This window comes from Bradyrhizobium sp. NBAIM08 (assembly GCF_020193935.1).
GTDB classification, from domain to species: Bacteria; Pseudomonadota; Alphaproteobacteria; order Rhizobiales; family Xanthobacteraceae; genus Bradyrhizobium; species Bradyrhizobium yuanmingense.
Genome location: NZ_JADYVR010000004.1, coordinates 337,809 through 357,322 on the forward strand (window position 1 = coordinate 337,809; position 19,514 = coordinate 357,322).

At 66.3% G+C, this 19,514-nt stretch carries 23 protein-coding genes; 6 read left to right on the forward strand and 17 right to left on the reverse strand.

Features of this window, described 5'->3' with window-relative positions; genetic code table 11:
- Positions 1-292: 292 nt before the first annotated feature.
- Both I6F37_RS16280 and I6F37_RS16285 read right to left on the reverse strand, forming a co-directional pair.
- Positions 293-931, reverse strand: a complete 639-nt coding sequence (locus I6F37_RS16280) for a ferric reductase-like transmembrane domain-containing protein (RefSeq protein ID WP_036014376.1) — start codon at positions 929-931, stop codon at positions 293-295.
- Positions 932-944: 13 nt separating this feature from the next.
- A complete protein-coding gene (locus I6F37_RS16285) occupies positions 945-1,448 on the reverse strand; it encodes a twin-arginine translocation pathway signal (RefSeq protein ID WP_036014379.1) in 504 nt (167 codons plus the stop codon).
- 252 nt (positions 1,449-1,700) lie between these two features.
- On the opposite strand from I6F37_RS16285, the gene I6F37_RS16290 reads away from it, so the two are divergent.
- On the forward strand, positions 1,701-2,708 hold the full coding sequence (locus I6F37_RS16290; protein ID WP_036014381.1) for an LLM class flavin-dependent oxidoreductase: 1,008 nt from the start codon (positions 1,701-1,703) through the stop codon (positions 2,706-2,708).
- 187 nt (positions 2,709-2,895) lie between these two features.
- Here the strand turns inward: I6F37_RS16290 and I6F37_RS16295 are convergent, their stop codons facing one another.
- Genes I6F37_RS16295 through I6F37_RS16320 form a run of 6 tightly spaced genes read right to left on the reverse strand, consistent with a single transcriptional unit; the run spans position 2,896 to position 7,510 of the window.
- Positions 2,896-3,771: an amidohydrolase gene (locus tag I6F37_RS16295; RefSeq protein WP_225151935.1), complete on the reverse strand. Its 876-nt coding sequence runs from the start codon at positions 3,769-3,771 to the stop codon at positions 2,896-2,898.
- Positions 3,772-3,783: 12 nt separating this feature from the next.
- On the reverse strand, positions 3,784-4,179 hold the full coding sequence (locus I6F37_RS16300) for a RidA family protein (protein WP_036014383.1): 396 nt from the start codon (positions 4,177-4,179) through the stop codon (positions 3,784-3,786).
- 24 nt (positions 4,180-4,203) lie between these two features.
- Positions 4,204-5,007: a 2-oxo-hept-4-ene-1,7-dioate hydratase gene (gene hpaH, locus I6F37_RS16305; protein WP_036014384.1), complete on the reverse strand. Its 804-nt coding sequence runs from the start codon at positions 5,005-5,007 to the stop codon at positions 4,204-4,206.
- Positions 5,008-5,010: 3 nt separating this feature from the next.
- Entirely contained in the window at positions 5,011-5,871 is an 861-nt protein-coding gene (locus I6F37_RS16310) for a fumarylacetoacetate hydrolase family protein (protein WP_036014385.1), read from the reverse strand.
- A 52-nt stretch (positions 5,872-5,923) separates the two neighbouring features.
- On the reverse strand, positions 5,924-6,541 hold the full coding sequence (locus I6F37_RS16315; protein ID WP_036014386.1) for a flavin reductase family protein: 618 nt from the start codon (positions 6,539-6,541) through the stop codon (positions 5,924-5,926).
- Between the two features lie 3 nt (positions 6,542-6,544).
- On the reverse strand, positions 6,545-7,510 hold the full coding sequence (locus I6F37_RS16320; RefSeq protein ID WP_036014388.1) for a tripartite tricarboxylate transporter substrate binding protein: 966 nt from the start codon (positions 7,508-7,510) through the stop codon (positions 6,545-6,547).
- A 129-nt stretch (positions 7,511-7,639) separates the two neighbouring features.
- Here I6F37_RS16320 and I6F37_RS16325 point away from each other — a divergent pair, with 129 nt between their 5' ends.
- The 4 genes from I6F37_RS16325 (at position 7,640) to I6F37_RS16340 (ending at position 11,432) form a co-directional block, all read left to right on the forward strand.
- The gene (locus I6F37_RS16325) at positions 7,640-8,440 is read left to right on the forward strand and encodes an IclR family transcriptional regulator (protein WP_036014389.1); all 801 of its coding nucleotides are present in this window, start codon (positions 7,640-7,642) and stop codon (positions 8,438-8,440) included.
- A gap of 278 nt (positions 8,441-8,718) precedes the next feature.
- Entirely contained in the window at positions 8,719-10,014 is a 1,296-nt protein-coding gene (locus I6F37_RS16330; RefSeq protein WP_036014390.1) for an O-acetylhomoserine aminocarboxypropyltransferase, read from the forward strand.
- A 4-nt stretch (positions 10,015-10,018) separates the two neighbouring features.
- Positions 10,019-10,801, forward strand: coding sequence for an alpha/beta fold hydrolase (locus I6F37_RS16335; protein ID WP_036014391.1), 783 nt, complete (start codon positions 10,019-10,021; stop codon positions 10,799-10,801).
- A 127-nt stretch (positions 10,802-10,928) separates the two neighbouring features.
- On the forward strand, positions 10,929-11,432 hold the full coding sequence (locus I6F37_RS16340) for a DUF6496 domain-containing protein (RefSeq protein ID WP_036014392.1): 504 nt from the start codon (positions 10,929-10,931) through the stop codon (positions 11,430-11,432).
- A gap of 193 nt (positions 11,433-11,625) precedes the next feature.
- On the opposite strand, the gene I6F37_RS16345 is transcribed toward I6F37_RS16340, so the two are convergent.
- From I6F37_RS16345 to phnG, 9 genes are read right to left on the reverse strand one after another with little or no spacing between them, the layout of a single operon-like run.
- Positions 11,626-12,237, reverse strand: coding sequence for a pyridoxamine 5'-phosphate oxidase family protein (locus tag I6F37_RS16345; protein ID WP_036026947.1), 612 nt, complete (start codon positions 12,235-12,237; stop codon positions 11,626-11,628).
- A 28-nt stretch (positions 12,238-12,265) separates the two neighbouring features.
- Positions 12,266-12,862, reverse strand: coding sequence for a phosphonate metabolism protein/1,5-bisphosphokinase (PRPP-forming) PhnN (gene phnN, locus I6F37_RS16350; RefSeq protein WP_225151937.1), 597 nt, complete (start codon positions 12,860-12,862; stop codon positions 12,266-12,268).
- Entirely contained in the window at positions 12,859-14,007 is a 1,149-nt protein-coding gene (locus tag I6F37_RS16355) for an alpha-D-ribose 1-methylphosphonate 5-triphosphate diphosphatase (protein WP_057027588.1), read from the reverse strand. The genes phnN and I6F37_RS16355 overlap by 4 nt, the downstream gene beginning before the upstream one ends.
- 12 nt (positions 14,008-14,019) lie before the next feature.
- Positions 14,020-14,718, reverse strand: coding sequence for a phosphonate C-P lyase system protein PhnL (gene phnL / locus I6F37_RS16360; RefSeq protein WP_057027587.1), 699 nt, complete (start codon positions 14,716-14,718; stop codon positions 14,020-14,022).
- A gap of 22 nt (positions 14,719-14,740) precedes the next feature.
- Positions 14,741-15,538, reverse strand: a complete 798-nt coding sequence (gene phnK, locus I6F37_RS16365; RefSeq protein ID WP_036014398.1) for a phosphonate C-P lyase system protein PhnK — start codon at positions 15,536-15,538, stop codon at positions 14,741-14,743.
- Positions 15,531-16,427, reverse strand: a complete 897-nt coding sequence (locus I6F37_RS16370) for an alpha-D-ribose 1-methylphosphonate 5-phosphate C-P-lyase PhnJ (RefSeq protein ID WP_036014400.1) — start codon at positions 16,425-16,427, stop codon at positions 15,531-15,533. The genes phnK and I6F37_RS16370 overlap by 8 nt, the downstream gene beginning before the upstream one ends.
- Positions 16,424-17,527, reverse strand: coding sequence for a carbon-phosphorus lyase complex subunit PhnI (locus I6F37_RS16375; protein WP_225151939.1), 1,104 nt, complete (start codon positions 17,525-17,527; stop codon positions 16,424-16,426). The genes I6F37_RS16370 and I6F37_RS16375 overlap by 4 nt, the downstream gene beginning before the upstream one ends.
- 4 nt (positions 17,528-17,531) lie before the next feature.
- Positions 17,532-18,140 (reverse strand): phosphonate C-P lyase system protein PhnH, encoded by a 609-nt coding sequence (gene phnH, locus I6F37_RS16380; protein WP_225151941.1) that lies wholly within the window; start codon positions 18,138-18,140, stop codon positions 17,532-17,534.
- 4 nt (positions 18,141-18,144) lie between these two features.
- Positions 18,145-18,609 carry a phosphonate C-P lyase system protein PhnG gene (gene phnG / locus I6F37_RS16385; protein ID WP_225113388.1) on the reverse strand — a complete coding sequence of 155 codons (465 nt, stop codon included), beginning with the start codon at positions 18,607-18,609 and terminating at the stop codon, positions 18,145-18,147.
- A 118-nt stretch (positions 18,610-18,727) separates the two neighbouring features.
- Here phnG and phnF point away from each other — a divergent pair, with 118 nt between their 5' ends.
- Positions 18,728-19,459, forward strand: coding sequence for a phosphonate metabolism transcriptional regulator PhnF (gene phnF, locus I6F37_RS16390; protein WP_225151943.1), 732 nt, complete (start codon positions 18,728-18,730; stop codon positions 19,457-19,459).
- Positions 19,460-19,514 lie beyond the last annotated feature (55 nt).

A 19,514-nucleotide genomic window follows, 5' to 3' on the forward strand; every position in this document is an offset into this window, starting at 1 on the left:
CTTGGCGCGCGCCATTCTGCGCACAAGAGATGGGACTGGGGAAGTCCCCAGGTTATCGCAGATGACTCGTACCAGCGGCCAGCGCGCACGCCTCGTCCTTCGAGACGGCGCTGACGCGCCTCCTCAGGATGAGGCTAATCAGCATCAGTGCTCGTTGAAATTTGCTGCCGCGCACTCCACCCTCATCCTGAGGAGCCCGCCCAAAGCGGGCGTCTCGAAGGATGGCCGCGGGGAAAACTCCCAAATGCGATAGCCCCCTGGGGAAGTCCTGGAGCTGACCAGATCCGCCGGATTATTGCCGTGCGACATTCTCCCCGCGCGGCGCCTGTCGCTTCCGCCACACCTGCAGGTCAATCATGACTTTCATGGCCGCCGCGAGGACGAGCGCACAGAGTGCCACCTTGGAGATCGTCTCCATCGTCCCCTCGATCAGCAGGCAATGGACCACGCTACCTGCGACGATGACGATGGCGAGGGGAATATGGATGATGCGCCAGGTTCGCGGCCGCAATCCCAACCGCCTTCGCAGCAGAGCCAGGAACGCAACCGCGAAGATGGCCCACATCGCGATCACGCCGAAGGGAGAGAACGGCGTCGGCGATGAGAAGGTCAGTGCGTCCACCATGTCGGGCGGGCTGGTGATCCAGAGGCCGGCGACGTGGATCAGAATCGCGAGAGCAAGCGCGCCGCCGATCCAGTGATGGGCGCGCCTGCCGCGATAGGCCGACAATCGCGGCAGGTAGCCGCCGATCAGCAAGGGCTGCACGAGCACGAGACCGAGGGCGATGATCCCGGCGAAGCCGGCGATAATGTAGACAGGATCGCGCCATGCCAGCTGCTCGCTGGCCGCAGCAAGCGCAACCGGCACGCCGATCGCCAAGCCAAGGGCGCCCCAGATCAGGGGCGCCCGGGCCGATCTCCATCGCGTCATCTGCAAGTCGGGTTCAAGCCGGCTGCAGCACGAAGTGCGCCTCCAGGCTGGTCTCCTTGGCGCTCCGCATCACCGGCCGCAGGAAGACGGTCTTGAACTCGCCGCTGTCATAGGCGAGGTGGCCGTGCGGCTGGCCGAAGATCGGAATGATCTGCGGCATCTCCAGCCGGAACCTGCCGTCCTTGTCGGTGAGCGTTGCGCCGTGGCTCTGCGGCTCGTGCTCCCGCCCTTCGACGGTGTGCGCCCAGATCTGGATGCGCTGCCCGGCCAGCGGAGCCCCGTCGCCGGCGCGGCGCACGGTGCCGCTCATCCAGAAACCGCCCTTGCCGATCCGCTCCACGATCGCCGCGCCCTTGCGGTAATTGTTCGCGCCGCCCGACATCGATTCGGTCGGTGCGAGGCCGCTCGCACGGGCGGGCAGCAGGACGCCGGAAGCGCCGGTTGCCAGAAGGCCCGTTGCGAGGACGGAGCCGCCGGCAGCGAGGAGGTTGCGGCGGGTGAAGACGACCGTGGTCATGTCAGTTCCTCCTGGCAGCAGCGCAGCTGCTTCCCGCAAGCTACAATACCAGGTGTAAAACGCCCAGTTGGCGCGAGGGGCGCCAGGGCCTGCAATAACAGTGTTGTGAACGGCCGTCTTCGCGGCGTGCATCTCTCAGATGAGCTGACAAGAGGGGCCCGCAAGTGCTCTACCTATTCTGCGCGCTGCCATTACATGTGTGTCCTGCAAGCGCGCACCGTCACGCGGCCCCTCCACACTGGCAGCCCTCCCATGATCCCCTTCTCCGTGCTCGACCTCGCACCCATTCGGCAGGGCGGCGACGCGGCGCAGGCCTTTCGCAATTCGCTCGATCTGGCCCGGCATGCCGAGACGTGGGGCTTCAAGCGGTTCTGGCTGGCCGAGCATCACAACATGACGGGCATCGCCAGCGCGGCGACGTCGGTAGTGATCGGCCACATCGCGGGCGGAACGAAAACGATCCGCGTCGGCTCCGGCGGGATCATGCTGCCGAACCACTCGCCGCTCGTCATCGCCGAGCAGTTCGGCACGCTGGAATCGCTCTATCCCGGGCGGATCGATCTCGGGCTCGGCCGGGCGCCGGGCACCGACCAGTTCACCGCGCGGGCGCTGCGGCGCGACCTTGCCACCACGTCCGAGAACTTTCCGCATGACGTGCTGGAGCTGCAGGCGCTGCTCGGCGACGTGCAGCCGAACCAGGCGATCCGCGCCGTGCCCGGCATGGGGACCAAGGTGCCGCTGTGGATCTTGGGATCGAGCACCTTTGGCGCGCAGCTGGCGGCAATGCTCGGCCTGCCCTTCGCGTTCGCCTCGCATTTCGCGCCGCAGATGATGATGCCGGCGCTGCGCGAATATCGGGCGCGCTTCGAGCCCTCGGCGCAGCTCGACAAGCCCTATGCGATGATCGGCGTCAACGTGTTCGCGGCCGACAGCGATGAAGAGGCACAGCGGATGTTCTCCTCGCTGCAGCAGCAATTCATCAACCTGCGCCGCGGCACGCCGGGGCCGCTGCCGCCGCCGGTGGAGGACATGGACGCGTTGTGGTCGCCGGCCGAGAAGGCCGGCGTTGCGCAAGCGCTGTCGTGCTCAGCGGTCGGGTCGCCCGATGTGGTCGAAGCGAAGCTGAAGGCGCTGATCACTGAAACCGGCGCGGACGAATTGATGACGACGGGGCAGATCTACGACCACACGGCACGGCTGCGCTCGTTCGAGATCGCCGCGGAGGTGCGGGATAGGCTCGCGAAGCAGCCGGTGGGGTGAGGGCCCGATTGTCGCGGCGATGAAGGTGCGCTCCCTCCCCCGCTTGCGGGGGAGGGTTGGGGAGAGGGTGTCTCCGCAATGGGACAATCCCCTAGAGGAAAGAGCCCTCACCCCGACCCTCTCCCGCACGCGGGAGAGGGAGCGCACCGCGCGCGTGGCGAGCTGCTCAGCCCAATCCTCTCATGCCCTAATCCGCAAAGCCGAACAGCTTGGCCGGATTGTGCACCAGGATCTTCTCCAGCTCCGCCTGGTCGGGCGCGTAACGGTACATCAGCTCGAGCAGATCGGCATCGTTCGGCGGCTGCTTCACCGAGACCGGATGCGGCCAGTCGCTGGCCCAGACGCAGCGATCGGAAGCGGCCTCGATATAGGCGCGCGCGATCGGGATCACGTCGTCGTAAGGCGCGCCGGTCTTCGAGGTCTTCTCGCCGAGCGAGAGCATCACCCAGAAATTGCCCTTGGCGAGCAGCTCCAGCATCTTGCGCAGATTCGGATCGTTCCTGCCGGCGTCGGGGTCGGGGCGCGCCATGTGGTCGATCAGCACGGGCACGTCGAGATCTTCGTATTTGGCGACGCTCGACATGATGCCGTCCTTCTCGGGCTGTATCTTGACGTACCAGCCGAGCTCGCGGATGCGGGCGATGGCGCGGGCGAAATCGGCGTCCGACAGCACGGCGCCGAGCTCCTGGCGGAAGCTGAAGCGCGCGCCGCGCACGCCGGCATCATGCAGTTTTGCGAGATAGGCGTCGCTGGCTTCCGCGAACACCAGCGCATTGGCGCAGCCGCGATAATTCGGGCCCATCGCGGCAAGGCCGTCGAGCACGACGGCGTGGTCGGCGCCGTAGGTCGTGGTCTGCACGATGATGCCGCGCTCGATGCCGAGCGTCTTGTGCATGCGCAGCGCCGCTTCCCAGGTCGCGGTCGGCATCCGATAGGCGGCGCCGGGACGCTCAGGATATTTCTCGATCGGACCCAGCACGTGAAACTGGCTGTCGATGGTCTTCGGCGGCGGCGCCTTGCTTGGGCGGCGCGGGTTGGGGTCGAACGGCAGATAGGTCGGCATGGAAGCGCTCCCTCAGTCGATCACGGCGGTGAAGTCGCATTGCACCAGCGCGCCGCCGTCCATGTTGTCCATCGGCAGCGCGTGACGTGCGGGGCGCGAATGCTCGTCCGGAAACATCTTGAGCCATTCGACATTGACGGGGCCGCGCTGCGAGCGGTCCTTCAGCCACACCGTCATCTTGATGATGTCGGAGGTCGAGCCGCCGGCGGCCTCCACCGTCGCCTTCATATGCGCGAACATGTTGGCGCATTGGGCGTCGAGACTCTCGGGCATCGCATTGGTCGCGGGATCGCGGCCGAGGATGACGCCGGACATCACGAGATTGCCGATGCGGCAGGCGTTCGGAATCGGGTTGACGTGCTTGAAGCCGCCGATGTGGATGCTCTTGCGCCGCGTTTGACCACTCATGTTGCGCTCCCTTTTATTGTTGCTTCAGACGAACTGGCATGACACCGAGCCGAAGGCGCCGTAATCGGCATGGAAGGTGTCGCCGCGGCGGATGTCGACGGGCCGCGTGAACGATCCCGCCAGCACGACCTCGCCGGCCTTGAGATGCTCATCATGCGGCGCGAGGCGGTTGGCGAGCCAGGCGATGCCGTTGGCGGGGTGATTGAGCACGCCGGCGGCAAGGCCGGTCTCCTCGACCTCGCCGTTGCGGAACAGCAATGCGCCGATCCAGCGCAGATCCGCATCCATCGGGCGGATCGGCCGGCCGCCGAGCACCAGCGCGGCATTGGCCGCGTTGTCCGAGATCGTGTCCATCACCTTGCGCGTCTTGCCGGTCTCCGGATCGACGCGGTGCATGCGCGTCTCCAGAATCTCCAGCGCCGGCGTGACGTAGTCGGTGGCGTTGAGCACGTCGAAAATGGTGCAATCGGGCCCGCGCAGCGGCGCCTTCAGCACGAAGGCGAGCTCGACCTCGATCCTCGGCGCGTGGAAGCGGTCGAACGGAACAGGCGTGGCATCAGCGTAGAACATATCGGCGAACAGCACGCCATAGTCGGGCTCGTTGATTCCGACCGCGTTCTGCATCGCCTTCGAGGTCAGGCCGATCTTGTGGCCCTTGATGATGCGGCCGCGGCCGAGCTGAAGCTTGGTCCAGGCGCGCTGGACGGCGTAGGCATCCTCGATGCTGAAATCGGGATATTCTTTCGTGAACGTCGGGATCAGCGATTTCGTGCGCTCGGCTTCGTCGAGCCGGGCGGCGAGGCGCTCGATCGTGGCATTGTCCAGCATCGTTTACTGCTCCGCCATGACGGTGTTGCGCAGCACGCCGATGCGGCTGGATTCGACCTCGACGACGTCGCCGCTCCTGAGCCAGCGCGGCGGATCGAAGCGCGCGCCCGCGCCCGTCGGCGAGCCCGTGACGATCATGTCGCCGGGCTTGAGGGTGGCGAAGGTCGAAAGATAGGAGATCAGGAAGTCGAACGGGAACATCAGCCGCTCGGTGGTGTCCTGCTGTCGCACCTCGCCGTTGACGCGCGTGATGATGTCATGGGGACCACGCGGATCGAGCTCATCCGACGTCACAATCCATGGGCCGATGCTGCCGGAACGATCAAAATTCTTGCCCTGCGTGACGTTGAACTTGCCGTGGCGCAGCCAGTCGCGGATCGTGCCCTCGTTGCACAAGGTCATGCCGAAGATGTGCGACCACGCCTTCTCGCGGGGAATGTGGCGGCCGCCCTGCCCGATCACGATGACGAGCTCGCCTTCGTAGTCGAGCTGGTCCGAAACCCTGGGCTTCACGATCGGCTGGCCGGAGCCCGTCATCGAGGACATGCTGCGCACGAACAGGCTGGGATATTTGGGCAGGTCGGAATTGTCTTTATACTCCGCATTGCGCTCGGCGTAATTGACGCCGATGCACCAGAGCTTCTCCGGCGCCAGCACCGGCGGCAACAGGACGAGCTTGTCCAGCGCATGATCCGGCTTTTGCCCCGCGACGGCCTCCTGCGCTTCGGCGAGTGCGTTGGCCGCGATCAGCGCCTTGACGTCCGAATAGTCGCGGCCGATGCGCCTGGTCAGATCGACCACGCCGCCGTCCACGGCCGCGCCGTAGCGCGCCTCGCCGTCCAGCAGATAGCTCAGCAGTCGCATTGTATGTCCTCCGATGATCTTGGGGCGGCGGCCGGCGATGAGGCCCGCACACTCAGTCTTTCGACTTGGGAGTCTGGAACACGCTGCCCAGCGTCACGATCTCGCCGAGGCGGGCGTAGCGCGGCCCGCCGATGCGCGCGATCGGGTCGAGCGCCCTGGTCTCGACCTTGCCGTCGTTGACGAGACCGTCGCGCAAATGGAACAGCACGACCTCGCCGACGATGAGCCGGCTCTTGGCGTCACCGAATTCGAGGCACTGCCGGAATCGGCACTCCATCGCGACCGGCGCGGCGGCAAGCCGCGGCACCTTGATGCGCTCGCTCGCGAGCGTCTCCAGGCCGAGATGCTCGACCTCGCTGATTTCAGGCGGATGCTCGACGGAGCTGTCGTGCACGGCATTCATCAGCGGCGTATCCGCGATGTGGATCACATATTCCTCGGTATCGAGGATGTTGTGCGCGGTGTCCTTGTAGTCAGCGCCCTTGCGGCCGACGCTGATGGCGAGCATCGGCGGCTTCTGCGAGACGAAGGTGAAGGCGCTGAACGGGGCGAGATTGAGCACACCCGAGGCTGACAGGCTGGTCACCCAGGCGATCGGGCGCGGCACCACGATGCCGGTCATCAGGCGGTAGATGCGCTCGGCGCCGAGCTCGGTCGGATCGATCCGCATCGATCAGTCCGCCCTGATATTGGCCTTGCGCACCACCGGAATCCACTTGGCGTCCTCGCGCTCGAGATAGGCCCTGAATTCGGCCGGCGTCATCGGCGTGGCTTCGCCGCCGAGCTTTTCGAACTTGTCGACCACGGCGGGGTCTTTGAGAATCGCGACCAGCGTCTCGTGCAGCTTCTCGACGATGGGCGCAGGCGTGCCAGCGGGCGCGAACAGGCCGGTGAAGGTCTGGCCGTCGAAGTCCTTGTAGCCGAGCTCGGCGAAGGTCGGCACGTCGGGCAGCGATTTCAATCGATGCGGTGAGGTGACGGCGAGCGCGCGGAACAGGCCGGCCTTGATGTGCTGGAGGCTGACCGTGAGCTGGTCGAAGGCGAACTGCACCTGACCGCCCAGGAGATCGTTGATGGCCGGCGCATTGCCGCGATAATGCGCGGTGACCCATTGCAGGCCGAGATTCGACTGCATCAGCTCGCTAAGCAGATGGTTGGTGGTGCCGGGGCCGGGCGAGGCCATGGTCAGCTTGCCGGGCTCGCGCTTGGCGAGGTCGAGAAACTCCTTGAGCGTGGTCGCCTGCACCGAGGGATGAACCTCGAGCACCAGCGGCGTCATCGAGATCGTCGAGATCGGGAGAAAGTCCTTCTTCCAATTATAGGCGTCGCGCTTGTTGATCTCGGTCGCGAACAGCACCGGGCCGTTGGCGCCGACGAACAGCGTGTAGCCGTCGGGCGCCGACTTGGCGAAGGCTTCGCCCGCGATCATGCCGCCGGCGCCGGCCTTGTTCTCGATGACGAAGGGTTGGCCGAGCTTCTCCTGGAGCTTGTCGGCGACGATGCGCGCGGCGCTGTCGACATTGCCGCCGGCGGGATAGGGCACGATCAGCTTGACGTTGCGCGCCGGCCATTGCTGGCCGGAGGCGGGTCCCGCCAACATTGCGGCTGCTGCAGCGATGGCAATCCAGATTAATCTCATGTTAACCTCCCGGCGGCGCTTCCAATTCCATATCGGGCGCAGACTTTCGTGCATGGCATCCCGATCGGAGCGCAATCTCCAGATGCGCGCTTGCCCTGTCGAGCGAATTGTGGCGTTCTTGTCCATATTATGGACAAACGACGCGCAACGAAATCCACCCGCAGCGCCGTGGAGCCGCGACATGGCGCGCAGGCGATCCGGCGCGCGCTCGCGGTGCTGCGCATCCTGGCCGCAGGGCGCGAGGACGGTGTGCCATTGGCCGAGGTGGTCCGCACGACCGGGCTCACCCGCCCCACCGTGCATCGCATCGTCCACGTGCTGATCGAGGAAGGCATCGTCGAGCGGCACGGCCGGAGCGGCCGCTACGCGATCGGCAACCAGGTACCGGAACTGGCGCTGGCGCGTCCGCGGCCATCGCGGCTCTTGGTCGCCGCAAATCCGTCGCTGCAGCGCGCGTCCGCCGCGATCGGCGACACGCTGTTCCTGACGGTGCGCACCGGCAACGACACGCTCTGCGTCGATCGCCGGATCGGCGTCTACCCGATCCAGGTGCTGTCGATCGAGGTCGGCGCGCGCCGGCCGCTCGGCGTCTCCAGCGCCGGCGTTGCCATTCTCGCCGCAATGCCGGCGCAGGAGGCGCGAAAGATCGTCGCGGCGAACGAGAAGCGGTTCGAGGCCTACCGGACCGACGTCGCGACCGTGCTCGGCGAGGTCACCGCCGCCAGGCGGCTGGGATATGGCATGAGAGAGATCGGACTGGTGCAGGGGACGAAATCGATCTCGACCTGGATCAAGACGCCGGACGGGCAACCGGCAGCAGCGATGACCGTCTCCGCCGTTCGCACGAGGCTCGGGCCAAGGCGCGAGCAGGAGGTCGCGGAGATCCTGCTGCGGGAGGCGCGGGTGATCGAGCAGGCGATCGGGGGGTGAAGCGCGGACGGCGCCTCTTCGCCTCTCCCGCTTGCGGGGAGAGGCCGGATATTTGCGCAGCAAATTCCGGGTGAGGGGGAGCCTCCGCGAGTCCAGCTGCCATCATCTTCGTGGAGAGAGCCCCTCACCCCAACCCTCTCCCCGTAAGAACGGGGCGAGGGAGCGCACCGCCGGCGCGGCTGGAGCTCGCTTCAAACCCAGCGCTGTCAATGGGCTGACGTACCGCTCCGTTTTGTGGCACAACGGCCGCCATCGCCGACCGATCAACGAGGCCACGCATGCCCGCGCCGAAACCGCCTGCCTTCGAGACCCTGAGCCTGCATGCGGGCCAGCATCCGGATCCCACGACCGGCGCCCGGGCGGTGCCGATCTACCAGACCACGTCCTACGTGTTCCAGGATTCCGATCACGCCGCCGCGCTGTTCAATCTGGAGCGCGCCGGCCACATCTATACGCGCATCTCCAATCCGACCACCGGCGTGCTGGAGGAGCGGCTTGCGGCGCTGGAAGGCGGCGTCGGCGCGATCTGCACGGCGAGCGGCCAGGCGGCGCTGCACCTCGCCATCGCCACGCTGCTCAATGCCGGCGACCACATCGTGGCGTCGAGCTCGCTCTATGGCGGCACCATCAATTTGTTGGCGCACACGCTGCCCCGCTTCGGCATCACCACGACGTTTGTGAAACCACGCGATCTCGACGCATTCCGGGCGGCGATCAAACCGAACACGAAGCTCGTGATCGGCGAGACCATCGGCAACCCCGGCCTCGAGGTGCTCGACATCCCGAAGGTTGCGGCGATCGCGCATGAGGCCAAGATTCCGCTTCTGATCGACAACACCTTCGCCACGCCCTATCTCAGCCGTCCGATCGAGCTCGGCGCCGACATCGTGATGCATTCGGCGACCAAATGGATCGGCGGCCACGGCATCGCGATCGGCGGCGCCATCGTCGACGGCGGCCGCTTCGACTGGCGCTCCTCCGGCAAGTTCGGCGTGCTGACCGAGCCCTATGGCGGCTATCACGGCATCGTCTTCGACGAGCAGTTCGGCACCGCCGCTTTCATCATGCGCGCCCGCACGGAAGGCCTGCGCGATTTCGGCGCCTGCCTGTCGCCGACCAACGCGTTCCAGCTGCTCCAGGGCGTCGAGACGCTCGGCGTGCGCATGGACCGGCATATGCAGAACACGCATCTGGTGCTGGAGGCGCTGAAGTCCAACAAGGCCGTGGACTGGGTGCTGCACCCGTCGCTCGAGGATCATACGGACTACCAGCTTGCCAAGACGCTGCTGCCGCGCGGTGCCGGCTCGATCGTCTCCTTCGGCATCAAGGGCGGCCGGCCTGCCGGACGCAAGTTCATCGAGAGCTTACGCATGATCAGCCATCTCGCCAATGTCGGCGACGCCAAGACGCTGGTGATCCATCCGGCCTCGACCACGCATCAGCAGATGGACGCCGAGCAGCTCAAGGCGGCCGGCATCGGCGAAGAGCTGGTGCGGCTCTCGGTCGGCATCGAGACCGCAAGCGACATCATCGACGACCTCAACCAAGCGCTGCGCATCTCGCAAAAGGCCTGACACCATGAAGCTCTCCGTCAACGGCACCGATGTGCTTGTCGCAACCGGTGGCCGCGACTTCGACAAGTCCCTGCCCGCGGTCGTCTTCATCCACGGCGCCGGCTTCGACCATGCGACCTGGGCGTTGCATACGCGCTGGTTCGCCCATCACGGCTTTGCCGTGCTGGCGCCCGACCTGCCCGGCCACGGCCGCTCTACTGGGCCTTCGCTCGGCAGCATCGCCGAGATGGCCGACTGGACGGCGGCGCTGCTCGATGCGGCGGGCGCCGCAAAGGCGCATCTGATCGGTCACTCCATGGGCTCGCTGATCTCGCTGGAGACCGCCGCGCGACATCCCGACAAGGTGTCAGCGCTGAGCCTGATCGGCACCGCCGCGACCATGACGGTGGGTCCGGATCTGTTGAAAGCCGCCGAAGCCAACTCGCAGGATGCCAACGACATGGTCTCGATCTGGGGCCTCGGCTTCAACGCGGAGCTCGGCGGCAGCCTGGCGCCGGGCCTGTGGATGCATGGCGGCGCGCAGGCGGTGCTCAGGGCATGCGAGCCGGGCGTGCTGTTCAGGGATCTGTCGGCCTGCAACTCCTATACGAATGCGCTTGCCGCTGCGGCGACCGTGAAGGTGCCGACGACGCTCATCCTCGGCGAGCGGGACATGATGACGCCGGCGAAGGCCGGCAAGGCGCTCGCCGCGGCGATCCCGCATGCAAAGACCGTCGTGGTGCCCGGCGCCGGCCACATGATCATGGCCGAGCGGCCGGACGAGCTGCTGGCGGCGCTGAGGAACTAAAGTTGTCTACGCATGATCTTTCCGGAAAACCGCTTCGCACTTTTCCGGATCATGCTTTAGGCGGATCAATCTTCCGTCTTGCGCGTTGCGGTCAGACATCCCTCTCACTCAAGAAGGGAACTGGACCATGCCGAGACAGGAAGTCATTCGCAAAGCCAGGCAAGACAAGCGCGCCGGCAAGTCGGCCAGCACGCAGGCCGGCGAATTCGTCAAGGACGAGATCGACAGGATCCGGAAAGGCAAGCACGGCGCACGCTCGACCAAGCAGGCCATCGCGATCGGCCTCTCCGAAGCGCGTCGCGCCGGTGTCGATCTGCCGCCACCGCGCAAGGGAAGCACTAAGAAGTCGACGCGCCGTAGTGCCAAGTACGCTTACGAGGTCGGCCAGGGCAAACGCACGCCGAAGCGGAGGCCAAAAGTATCGCGCGCCGCCACGAACGCTCTGAAGAAGGAACCGCGATCGACCGCATCGCGCAGTGCGCTGTCGAAACAGGCCAAGCGAGCCGCAAGCCGCCGAAGCGCAGCGTCCCGTTCAGCCGCCGCGCGCAAGGCAAGCCACACCAAGGGTGCCAAGGTGCGCTCCGCCGCCGCGAAGAAGGCGGCGCGCACCAGGGCGCGCCGCCAGAGCTGATCAGCTCAGGCGGCGTCAGGCGGATTCATCTGGCGCGGTCAGAAGTGGTCGGCACCACATCGCGGGCGTCTGTGGGGTGGGCAAAGCGAGGCGTGCCCACGATTCTTCGCCGCGTTGGGCAGGTCGTGGGCACGGCGCAAATGCGCCTTTGCCCACCCTACGATTCCGTCGATCGTGGAAAGAGACGGCTCACTCACCACATCGTCGCGGCGGCGCGCTCCGGCCAGATGCGGTCGTATTCCGCGCCGCCGACTTTGTTGTCGCTCATCTCCGCAAGAATCTGCCCCGGTGTCGGCAGCGTCTTCGGATCGACGCGCTTGTCGGGATTCCAGAGATCGGCGCGGACGATGGCGCGGGCGCACTGGAAGTAGATCTCGTCCACGTTCATCACCATGACGCTACGCGGCGCCTTACCCTCGACCTTGAACGAGGCCAGCAGCTCCGGATCGATCGACAGATGCGCGCGGCCGTTGGCCCGCACCGCATTGCCCGAGCCGGGGATCAGGAACATCAGCGACACGCGCGGGTCGCGCACGATATTGCGCAAGGAATCGACCCGGTTGTTGCCGCGGCGGTCGGGCAGCATCAGCGTCTTGGGGTCGTGGATGCGGACAAAGCCGGGCAGATCGCCGCGCGGCGAGCAGTCGATGCCTTCGGGCCCGATGGTGGCGAGCGCGGCGAACGGCGCCTTCTCGATGAAGATGCGGTAGAGCGGGGTGACGTGGTCGGCAACTTTGACGGTCGAGGCATCGTTCGTGACGCCGTAGATGGCCTCCAGCTGCTCGACCGTTTCAATCACCGTCATTCCACTCTCTCCGTGTTATTGCCCGCAACTAATCTTGCCAGCCTTGCTTCCTGATCACGCGCACGAGCTGGCGGCTGTGATAGTCGGCGCTGCCGGCATTGAGGATGGTGACATCGGCGTGTGCCGAGGCGTCATCGACGCTGCGCGACAGCCGCTCGGCGATGTCGCCATCGCTTTTCCGGGCGCGCGCGGCAAGCCGCTGCGCCAATACGTCCGGCGGCGCCGTGATCGCGACCACCACGACGTTGGCATAGGCCCGGCGCAAGGCAGCGATCACGGTGCGTGAGACGTTGGCAACGATGGTGCGGCCCGCGCGGACGTCGTCGTTGATCTCGAGCGGCAGTGCATAGGAATGCCCATGCGCCTCCCAGTGCACGGCAAAGTCGCCGTGCTCGCACGCGCGGCGGAATTCGTCGGGACTGACCGCGATATTGTCTTCATCGACCGAGGACGCACGCGTCACGATGCGGCGCGGGAAGACGATGTCGGGATCGTCGCTGCAAGCCGCCTGGGCTAGCCGCAGCAAGGTATCCTTGCCGGCGCCGCTGGGGCCGACCACGAGCACGAGCCGGCCGGGGCCGATCGCACCCGTCTCGCCTTCGCCCGTGGCCGCCATCTCGCTCATGCGACGCGGTGTCCTTCGCGCCAGACGCTGCGGACCACGGGAACGTGGCCTGCGACATGGACGCGGATCAGATCGGCGCGCTTGCCGGTCGCGACCTCGCCGCGGTCGGTGAGGCCGACCGCTTCGGCGGGCGCTTTCGTCACGGTGCGGACCGCGGCCGGAAGGCTGATCGCGGGCACATGCTCGGGCAATTGCAACGCGGCCATCAAAAGGCTCGACGGAATGTAATCCGACGACAGGATGTCGAGCAGGCCCTCGCGGGCGAGATCGACCGCGGCGATGTTGCCGGAGTGCGAGCCGCCGCGCACCACGTTCGGCGCGCCCATCAGGATGTCGATGCCGGCCTGGTGCAGGCCGCGCGCGGCCTCCAGCGTGGTCGGGAATTCCGCGACCGAGACGCGGTCGCGCACGGCGTCCGCGACGTTCTCCTCGGTGGTGTCGTCGTGGCTCGCCAGCGGAATGTTGTACTGATGCGCCAGCGCCACGATCTCGCGCATGTTGGCCGCGGCGTAGAGCCTTTGATATTCGAACCGCTTTGCGAACAGCTCGTCGAGCTCGGCATCGGTCTTGCCGCCGCCCTTGCCGCGGTAATAGTCGCGCAGCTTGACCTCGTCGCGAAACTGGCGTTGGCCCGGCGTGTGGTCCATCAGCGACATCAGCTTGACGTCGGGACGGTCGATCAGCTCCTTGGCCTCCTCGACCACGCTCGGCATCGGGATCTCGCAGCGCAGATGCAGGAAGTGATCGGCGCGCAGCAGGTTGGCCTCGCGCGCGGTGGTGATCGCGGCGGCGAGCACGCCGGCGCGGCCATCGACCTCCTCAGCGCCGTCCTCGCGCCAGACCCGGAGCGAATCGAACACGGTGGTGATGCCCGAGGTCGCAAGCTGGCCGTCATAGGAGATGACGGCGGCGACAGGATTCCAGAACACTTTTGGCCGCGGCACGTAATGCGCCTCGAGATGGTCGGTGTGGAGTTCGATCAGGCCGGGCATGATCAGATCGCCGCCGGCATCCTCGGCACCCGCGGGCGCCCTCCCCTCGCCGATCTCCGCAATGCGGCCGTCGGCAAGCGCGAGCCAGCCCTGCTCGATCACCCGGTCAGCCAGCACGATCCTGGCGTTGGCGATCACGGATTCCTTCTTCATTTCCCCATTCCTTCAGGCCGCGGCGGCAAAGCCGGTGACGTCGACGATGCGGTCGGCAATCAAATGACGGATTTCGTCGTCATGGACAATGGCGACCATGGCGACGCCCTGACGTTTCTTTTCAGCGACCAGCTCGACCACCACGGCGCGATTGGCCGCATCGAGCGAGGCGGTCGGCTCGTCCAGCAGAAGGATCGGCAGGTCGGAGATGAAGCCACGGGCGATGTTCACGCGCTGCTGCTCGCCGCCGGAGAAGGTCGCGGGGGGAAGCTGCCAGAGCCGTTCGGGGATGTTGAGACGATGCAGCAGCTCGCCGGCGCGCGCCTGTGCGTCTGCCCGGCTCATGCCATTCGCGATCAGCGGCTCCGCGACGACGTCGATGGTGGCGACGCGCGGCACCGCGCGCAGGAACTGGCTGACATAGCCGATGGTGGAGCGGCGGATGTTGAGCACCTGGCGTGGCTCGGCGGTGGCAAGATCGACCACTTTGCCGCGATGGCGGATGCCGATGCAGCCGCTATCGCAGCGATAATTGCCGAAGATCATCTTCAGGATGGACGACTTGCCGGCGCCCGACGGCCCCGACAGCACGACGCACTCGCCTGGATTGACCTGGAAGGTCACGCCACGCACGACAGGCAGCTCGATGCCGCCCTGCAGGTGCATCGTAAAGGTCTTGCCGGCGTCAGTGATGTCGATCATGGCGGTCATTGGAAAGCTCATATCGTAAAGTTCATGGCGGCAGGATCGAGGAGACGAGGAGCTGGGTATAGGGCTCGCGCGGGTCGTCGAGCACCTGGTCCGTGAGACCGGTCTCGATGACGCGGCCGCCTTTCATCACCATCACGCGGTGCGACAAGAGGCGCGCCACCGCGAGATCGTGGGTGACGATGATGACGGCGAGGTTCAGCTCGGCGACGAGGCTGCGCAAGAGATCGAGCAGGCGCGCCTGCACCGATACGTCAAGGCCGCCGGTCGGCTCGTCCATGAACACGAGCCGCGGCTCGGTAACGAGGTTGCGGGCGATCTGGAGGCGCTGGCGCATGCCGCCGGAATAGGTGCGCGGCGCATCGTCGATGCGCGCGACGTCGATCTCGACGCGCGTCAGCCAATCCGACGCGGTCTCACGGATGCGGCCGTAGTGATTCCACCCGACCGCCATCAGCCGCTCGCCGACATTGGCGCCGGCCGAGACTGCCATGCGCAGGCCCTGCGCGGGGTCTTGATGCACAAAGCCCCAATCGGTGCGGAACAGGAAGCGGCGCTCGGCCTCGCCGAGCGTCGTGAGATCGCGGGTGACGCCATCACGCATCCGATAGGACACATGGCCTGCACTCGGCGCGAGCTGGCCCGACAGCATTTGCAGCAGCGTCGACTTGCCCGAGCCGGATTCGCCGACGATCGCCAACACCTCGCCGGGATAGAGCGAGAACGACACGTCGCGACAGGCATTGATGCGGCCGAACGACTTGCTGAGGGATTTTGCGACCAGCAGCGGCTCGTCGTTCTCGACCAGATTCTGATCAGCCATTCGCGGCCTCCTGCGCCTTATCCTTGTACGGCGCGGCACTGAGGCTGCCGTGATGGCCGGCGGCCTGGCGGCCCTCGCAATAATCGGTATCCGAGCACACGAACATGCGCCCGCCCTTGTCGTCGGTCACGATCTCGTCGAGATAGGAATTCTCCGCGCCACAGAGCGCGCAGGGCGCGTTGAAGCGGTAGGGCTCGAACGGGTGATCCTCGAAATCGAGCGACACCACTTGCGTGTAGGGCGGGATGGCGTAGATGCGCTTCTCGCGGCCGGCGCCGAACAATTGCAGCGCCGGGGAATTGTCCATCTTGGGATTGTCGAATTTCGGCGTCGGTGACGGGTCCATCACATAGCGCGCGTTGACCTTCACCGGGTAGGCATAGGCCGTGGCGATGTGGCCGAAGCGTGCGATGTCCTCGTAGAGCTTCACATGCATCAGGCCGTATTCGGCGAGCGCGTGCATGCGCCGCGTCTCGGTCTCGCGCGGCTCGAGGAAGCGCAACGGCTCGGGGATCGGCACCTGATAGACCAGCACCTGGTTCTCGTTCAGCGCCGTCTCGGGGATGCGGTGACGGGTCTGGATCACGGTAGCCTCGTCCGTCGCCGTCGTGGTCGCAACGCCCGCGGTCTTGGCGAAGAATTTGCGGATCGAGATCGCGTTGGTGGTGTCGTCGGAGCCCTGGTCGATCACCTTCAGCACGTCCTGCGGCCCCAGGATCGCGGCCGTGACCTGCACGCCGCCGGTGCCCCAGCCATAGGGCATCGGCATTTCCCGGCTGGCGAACGGCACCTGATAGCCGGGGATGGCGATCGCCTTCAGGATCGCGCGGCGGATCATGCGCTTGGTCTGCTCGTCGAGATAGGCGAAATTGTAGGCGGGCGCGTTCATTCCGCGGCCTCCTTCATGGCATCGGGCGCATTGGCATCGGCAAACTCTTGCCGCAACTTTCGGAGCAGGCCGAGCTCGGACTGGAAGTCGACATAGTGCGGCAGCTTTAGGTGCTCGACGAAGCCGGTCGCCTGCACATTGTCCGAATGCGACATCACGAACTCCTCGTCCTGCGCCGGTGCGAGCGCCTCCTCGCCGAGCTCACGGGCGCGCAATGCGCGGTCGACCAGCGCCATCGACATGGTCTTGCGTTCGCTCTGGCCGAAGGCGAGGCCATAGCCGCGGGTGAAGCACGGCGCCTCGGTCGCCGAGCCCTTGAACTGGTTGACCATCTGGCACTCGGTCAGCTCGATCGCACCGAGCGGCACGGCGAAGCCGACGTCTTCCGCGACGAATTCGACCTCGACCTCGCCGAAGCGGATCTCGCCGACGAAGGGATGGTTGCGGCCGTAGCCGCGCTGGGTGGAATAGCCCATCGCGAGCAGAAAGCCTTCGTCACCGCGCGCGAGGTTTTGCAGGCGCAAATCACGGTCCGCGGGGAAATTCAGCGGCTCGCGGGTGAGATCGCCGACGCTGGCACCGTCCTCGGCTTCCGGCGATGATTCGATCAGCCCGTCGCGCCCGAGAATGTCTGTCACGCGCGGCGTCGGCGCGGTGGAGGCTTCGGCCGCAGCTGGCCTCTCCGGCACAAAACCTTGGGCGAGCGATGGATCGAGCAGGCGGTGCGTGTAGTCGAAGGTCGGCCCCAGGATCTGGCCGCCGGGAATGTCCTTGAAGGTCGCCGACACCCGCCGCTGCACCCGCATGGTGCCGGTGTCGACCGGCTCGCTGGCACCGAAGCGCGGCAGCGTGGCGCGGAAGGCGCGAACCAGGAAGATCGCCTCGATCAAATCGCCGCGCGCCTGCTTGATCGCAAGCGACGCGAGCTCGCGGTCATAGAGCGAGCCTTCGCTCATGACGCGATCGACGGCCAGGCCGAGCTGCTCCGAGATCTGGTCGAGCGTGATTTCCGCAACGCTCTGGTCGCCGCGCCGCTTATGCGCGAGCAGGCGATGGGCGTTCTCGATGGCGCGTTCGCCGCCTTTGACTGCGACATACATGCTTCTAGCTTCCCTTGCTCACGACGCGCGTGGTGCGGGGGATCGCGACCACGGCGTCATCGGCGACCAGCACCACATCGATGCCGCGCGGAAACAGCGCTTCGTTCATATTCAGGCGCTCGAACAGGTCGAACGGCTTGATCGACGCTTGCAGCGTGGCGACCCCGTCGATGCCGGGGCCGCGCAGCTCGAAGCTGCGCCCGGAGGCGAGGCTGTCGACCTGGATGATGACCGTGGTCGACCGGTCCGGATACTCGCTGGTGCCGAGCGCGAAGGATTCGAACGAAGGCAAGGCGCCGCCGTCACTGATGAGCGCGAACGAAGCAACCGACGAATCCTGCACAACCGGCGCTCCGGTGTGGAACTTCAGCCACTTCGTCACGTCCGCGCTTTCCGCCATCCGTGCGTCGAGCCAGAGCGGCGTGTCGTGGTCGAACAGCGTCAGCGCGATCGCGGCGGTGCCTCGCATCATCGGCCCTGGCGCCCCCGCCATCGGCACGATGCGCTGGACCGAGCCCGGCCGCGCCATGGCGTCCATGACCGAGCGAAATGTCGATTGCGCCGACAGCACCTTGTCGGCGAAACCCGGCGGCAGTTCCGCAATCGTGGTCATGATCTCACCCCTCACCGCGCACCATGGTGTAGAAATCAACCTTCGTTGCGGCGGCCGCTGCCGCCGCCTGCTTGCGCCTGACCATAAGCTGCTCGCGCAACGGCGCGATAACGTCGCGCTCCACCGCTCCGCCGAAATCGCGGGACTGCACCAGCGCATCGCACAGCGCGATCAGACGCGCCTTCTCACCGTCGCGGCCGAGCGTGTAGCCGAACCCGACCTCGCCGCTCGCAAGCCGCACCGCGGCGCGCGACACCGTCGCTTCGCCGAGATTGAACGGCGCGCCGTCGCCGCCGACCCGGCCGCGCAGCATGACGAGGCCGTTCTCGGGCGTGCGCAGATCCTGATGGTCCGGGAGGGCCAAGTTGCGGAGGCGAGCGGCGATCTCGCCCGCCTCCGCGTGCGCCAGCACCGCCATTGCGGCCTTGCGCTGGGCTTGCTGGTCGTTGTGCTGGGTCACCTGGTCCATCGAACCTTCTACAGAACTTGCCGCACCGAAGTTGTCTATAATAATAGACAACTTCATACGGACGCGCCATGACTGTTTCGTGACAATGCTGTGATTTCTGGAGTAGGTTTCCCGCGACATGAGCATGCAGGACACAGCCTCCTCGGGCGTCGCGCTATGGCGCCTCGTGGCCGATGGCATCGAGCGCGGCATCGCCGACGGCCGCTTTGCGGCCGGCGACAAATTGCCGGGCGAGATGGAGATCGCCGAAACCTATCGCGTCAACCGCCACACCGTGCGGCGCGCGCTGGCAGCGCTTGCCGAGCGCGGCCTGGTGCGCGCCGAGCGCGGCAGCGGAACCTATGTCGAGGCGCAGAAGCTCGCTTATCCCCTGCGCTCGCGCACGCGCTTCTCCGAGATCGTCGGCGCCGATGGCCGCGAGCCGCATGGCCGGCTGATCGAGGCGACCGATGACGTCGCGACGCGCGAGCTCGCACGGGAGCTGGGCCTTAAGACCGGCGCGCCCCTGGTGCGGATCGAGGCGATTCGCCTCGCCGACCGCACGCCGATCTGTGTTTCCACCACCTGGCTCTCGGCTGAGCTGTTCCCGGATGCAGGCGCCGTGTTCGCGGCAACGCGCTCGATGACGAAGCTGCTGGAGCATTTCGGCGTCCGCGATTATCGCCGTGGCGCAACGAGAATCACCGCGGGGATTGTCGACGCGAGCGACGCCGCACGGCTCGACCTGGCGCTGGGGCGGCCGATCCTGGTGGTCGACGCCACCGACCACGATCTCACGGGCAAGCCGCTGGTGACGAAGCACTCGCGCTTTGCGGCAGAGCGGGTGGAGTTTTTGGTGGAGAACGCTTAGATCAGAGCGTTTTCCAGCGAAGCCTGCCCTCGGACTTGATCCGGGGTGGAAACGA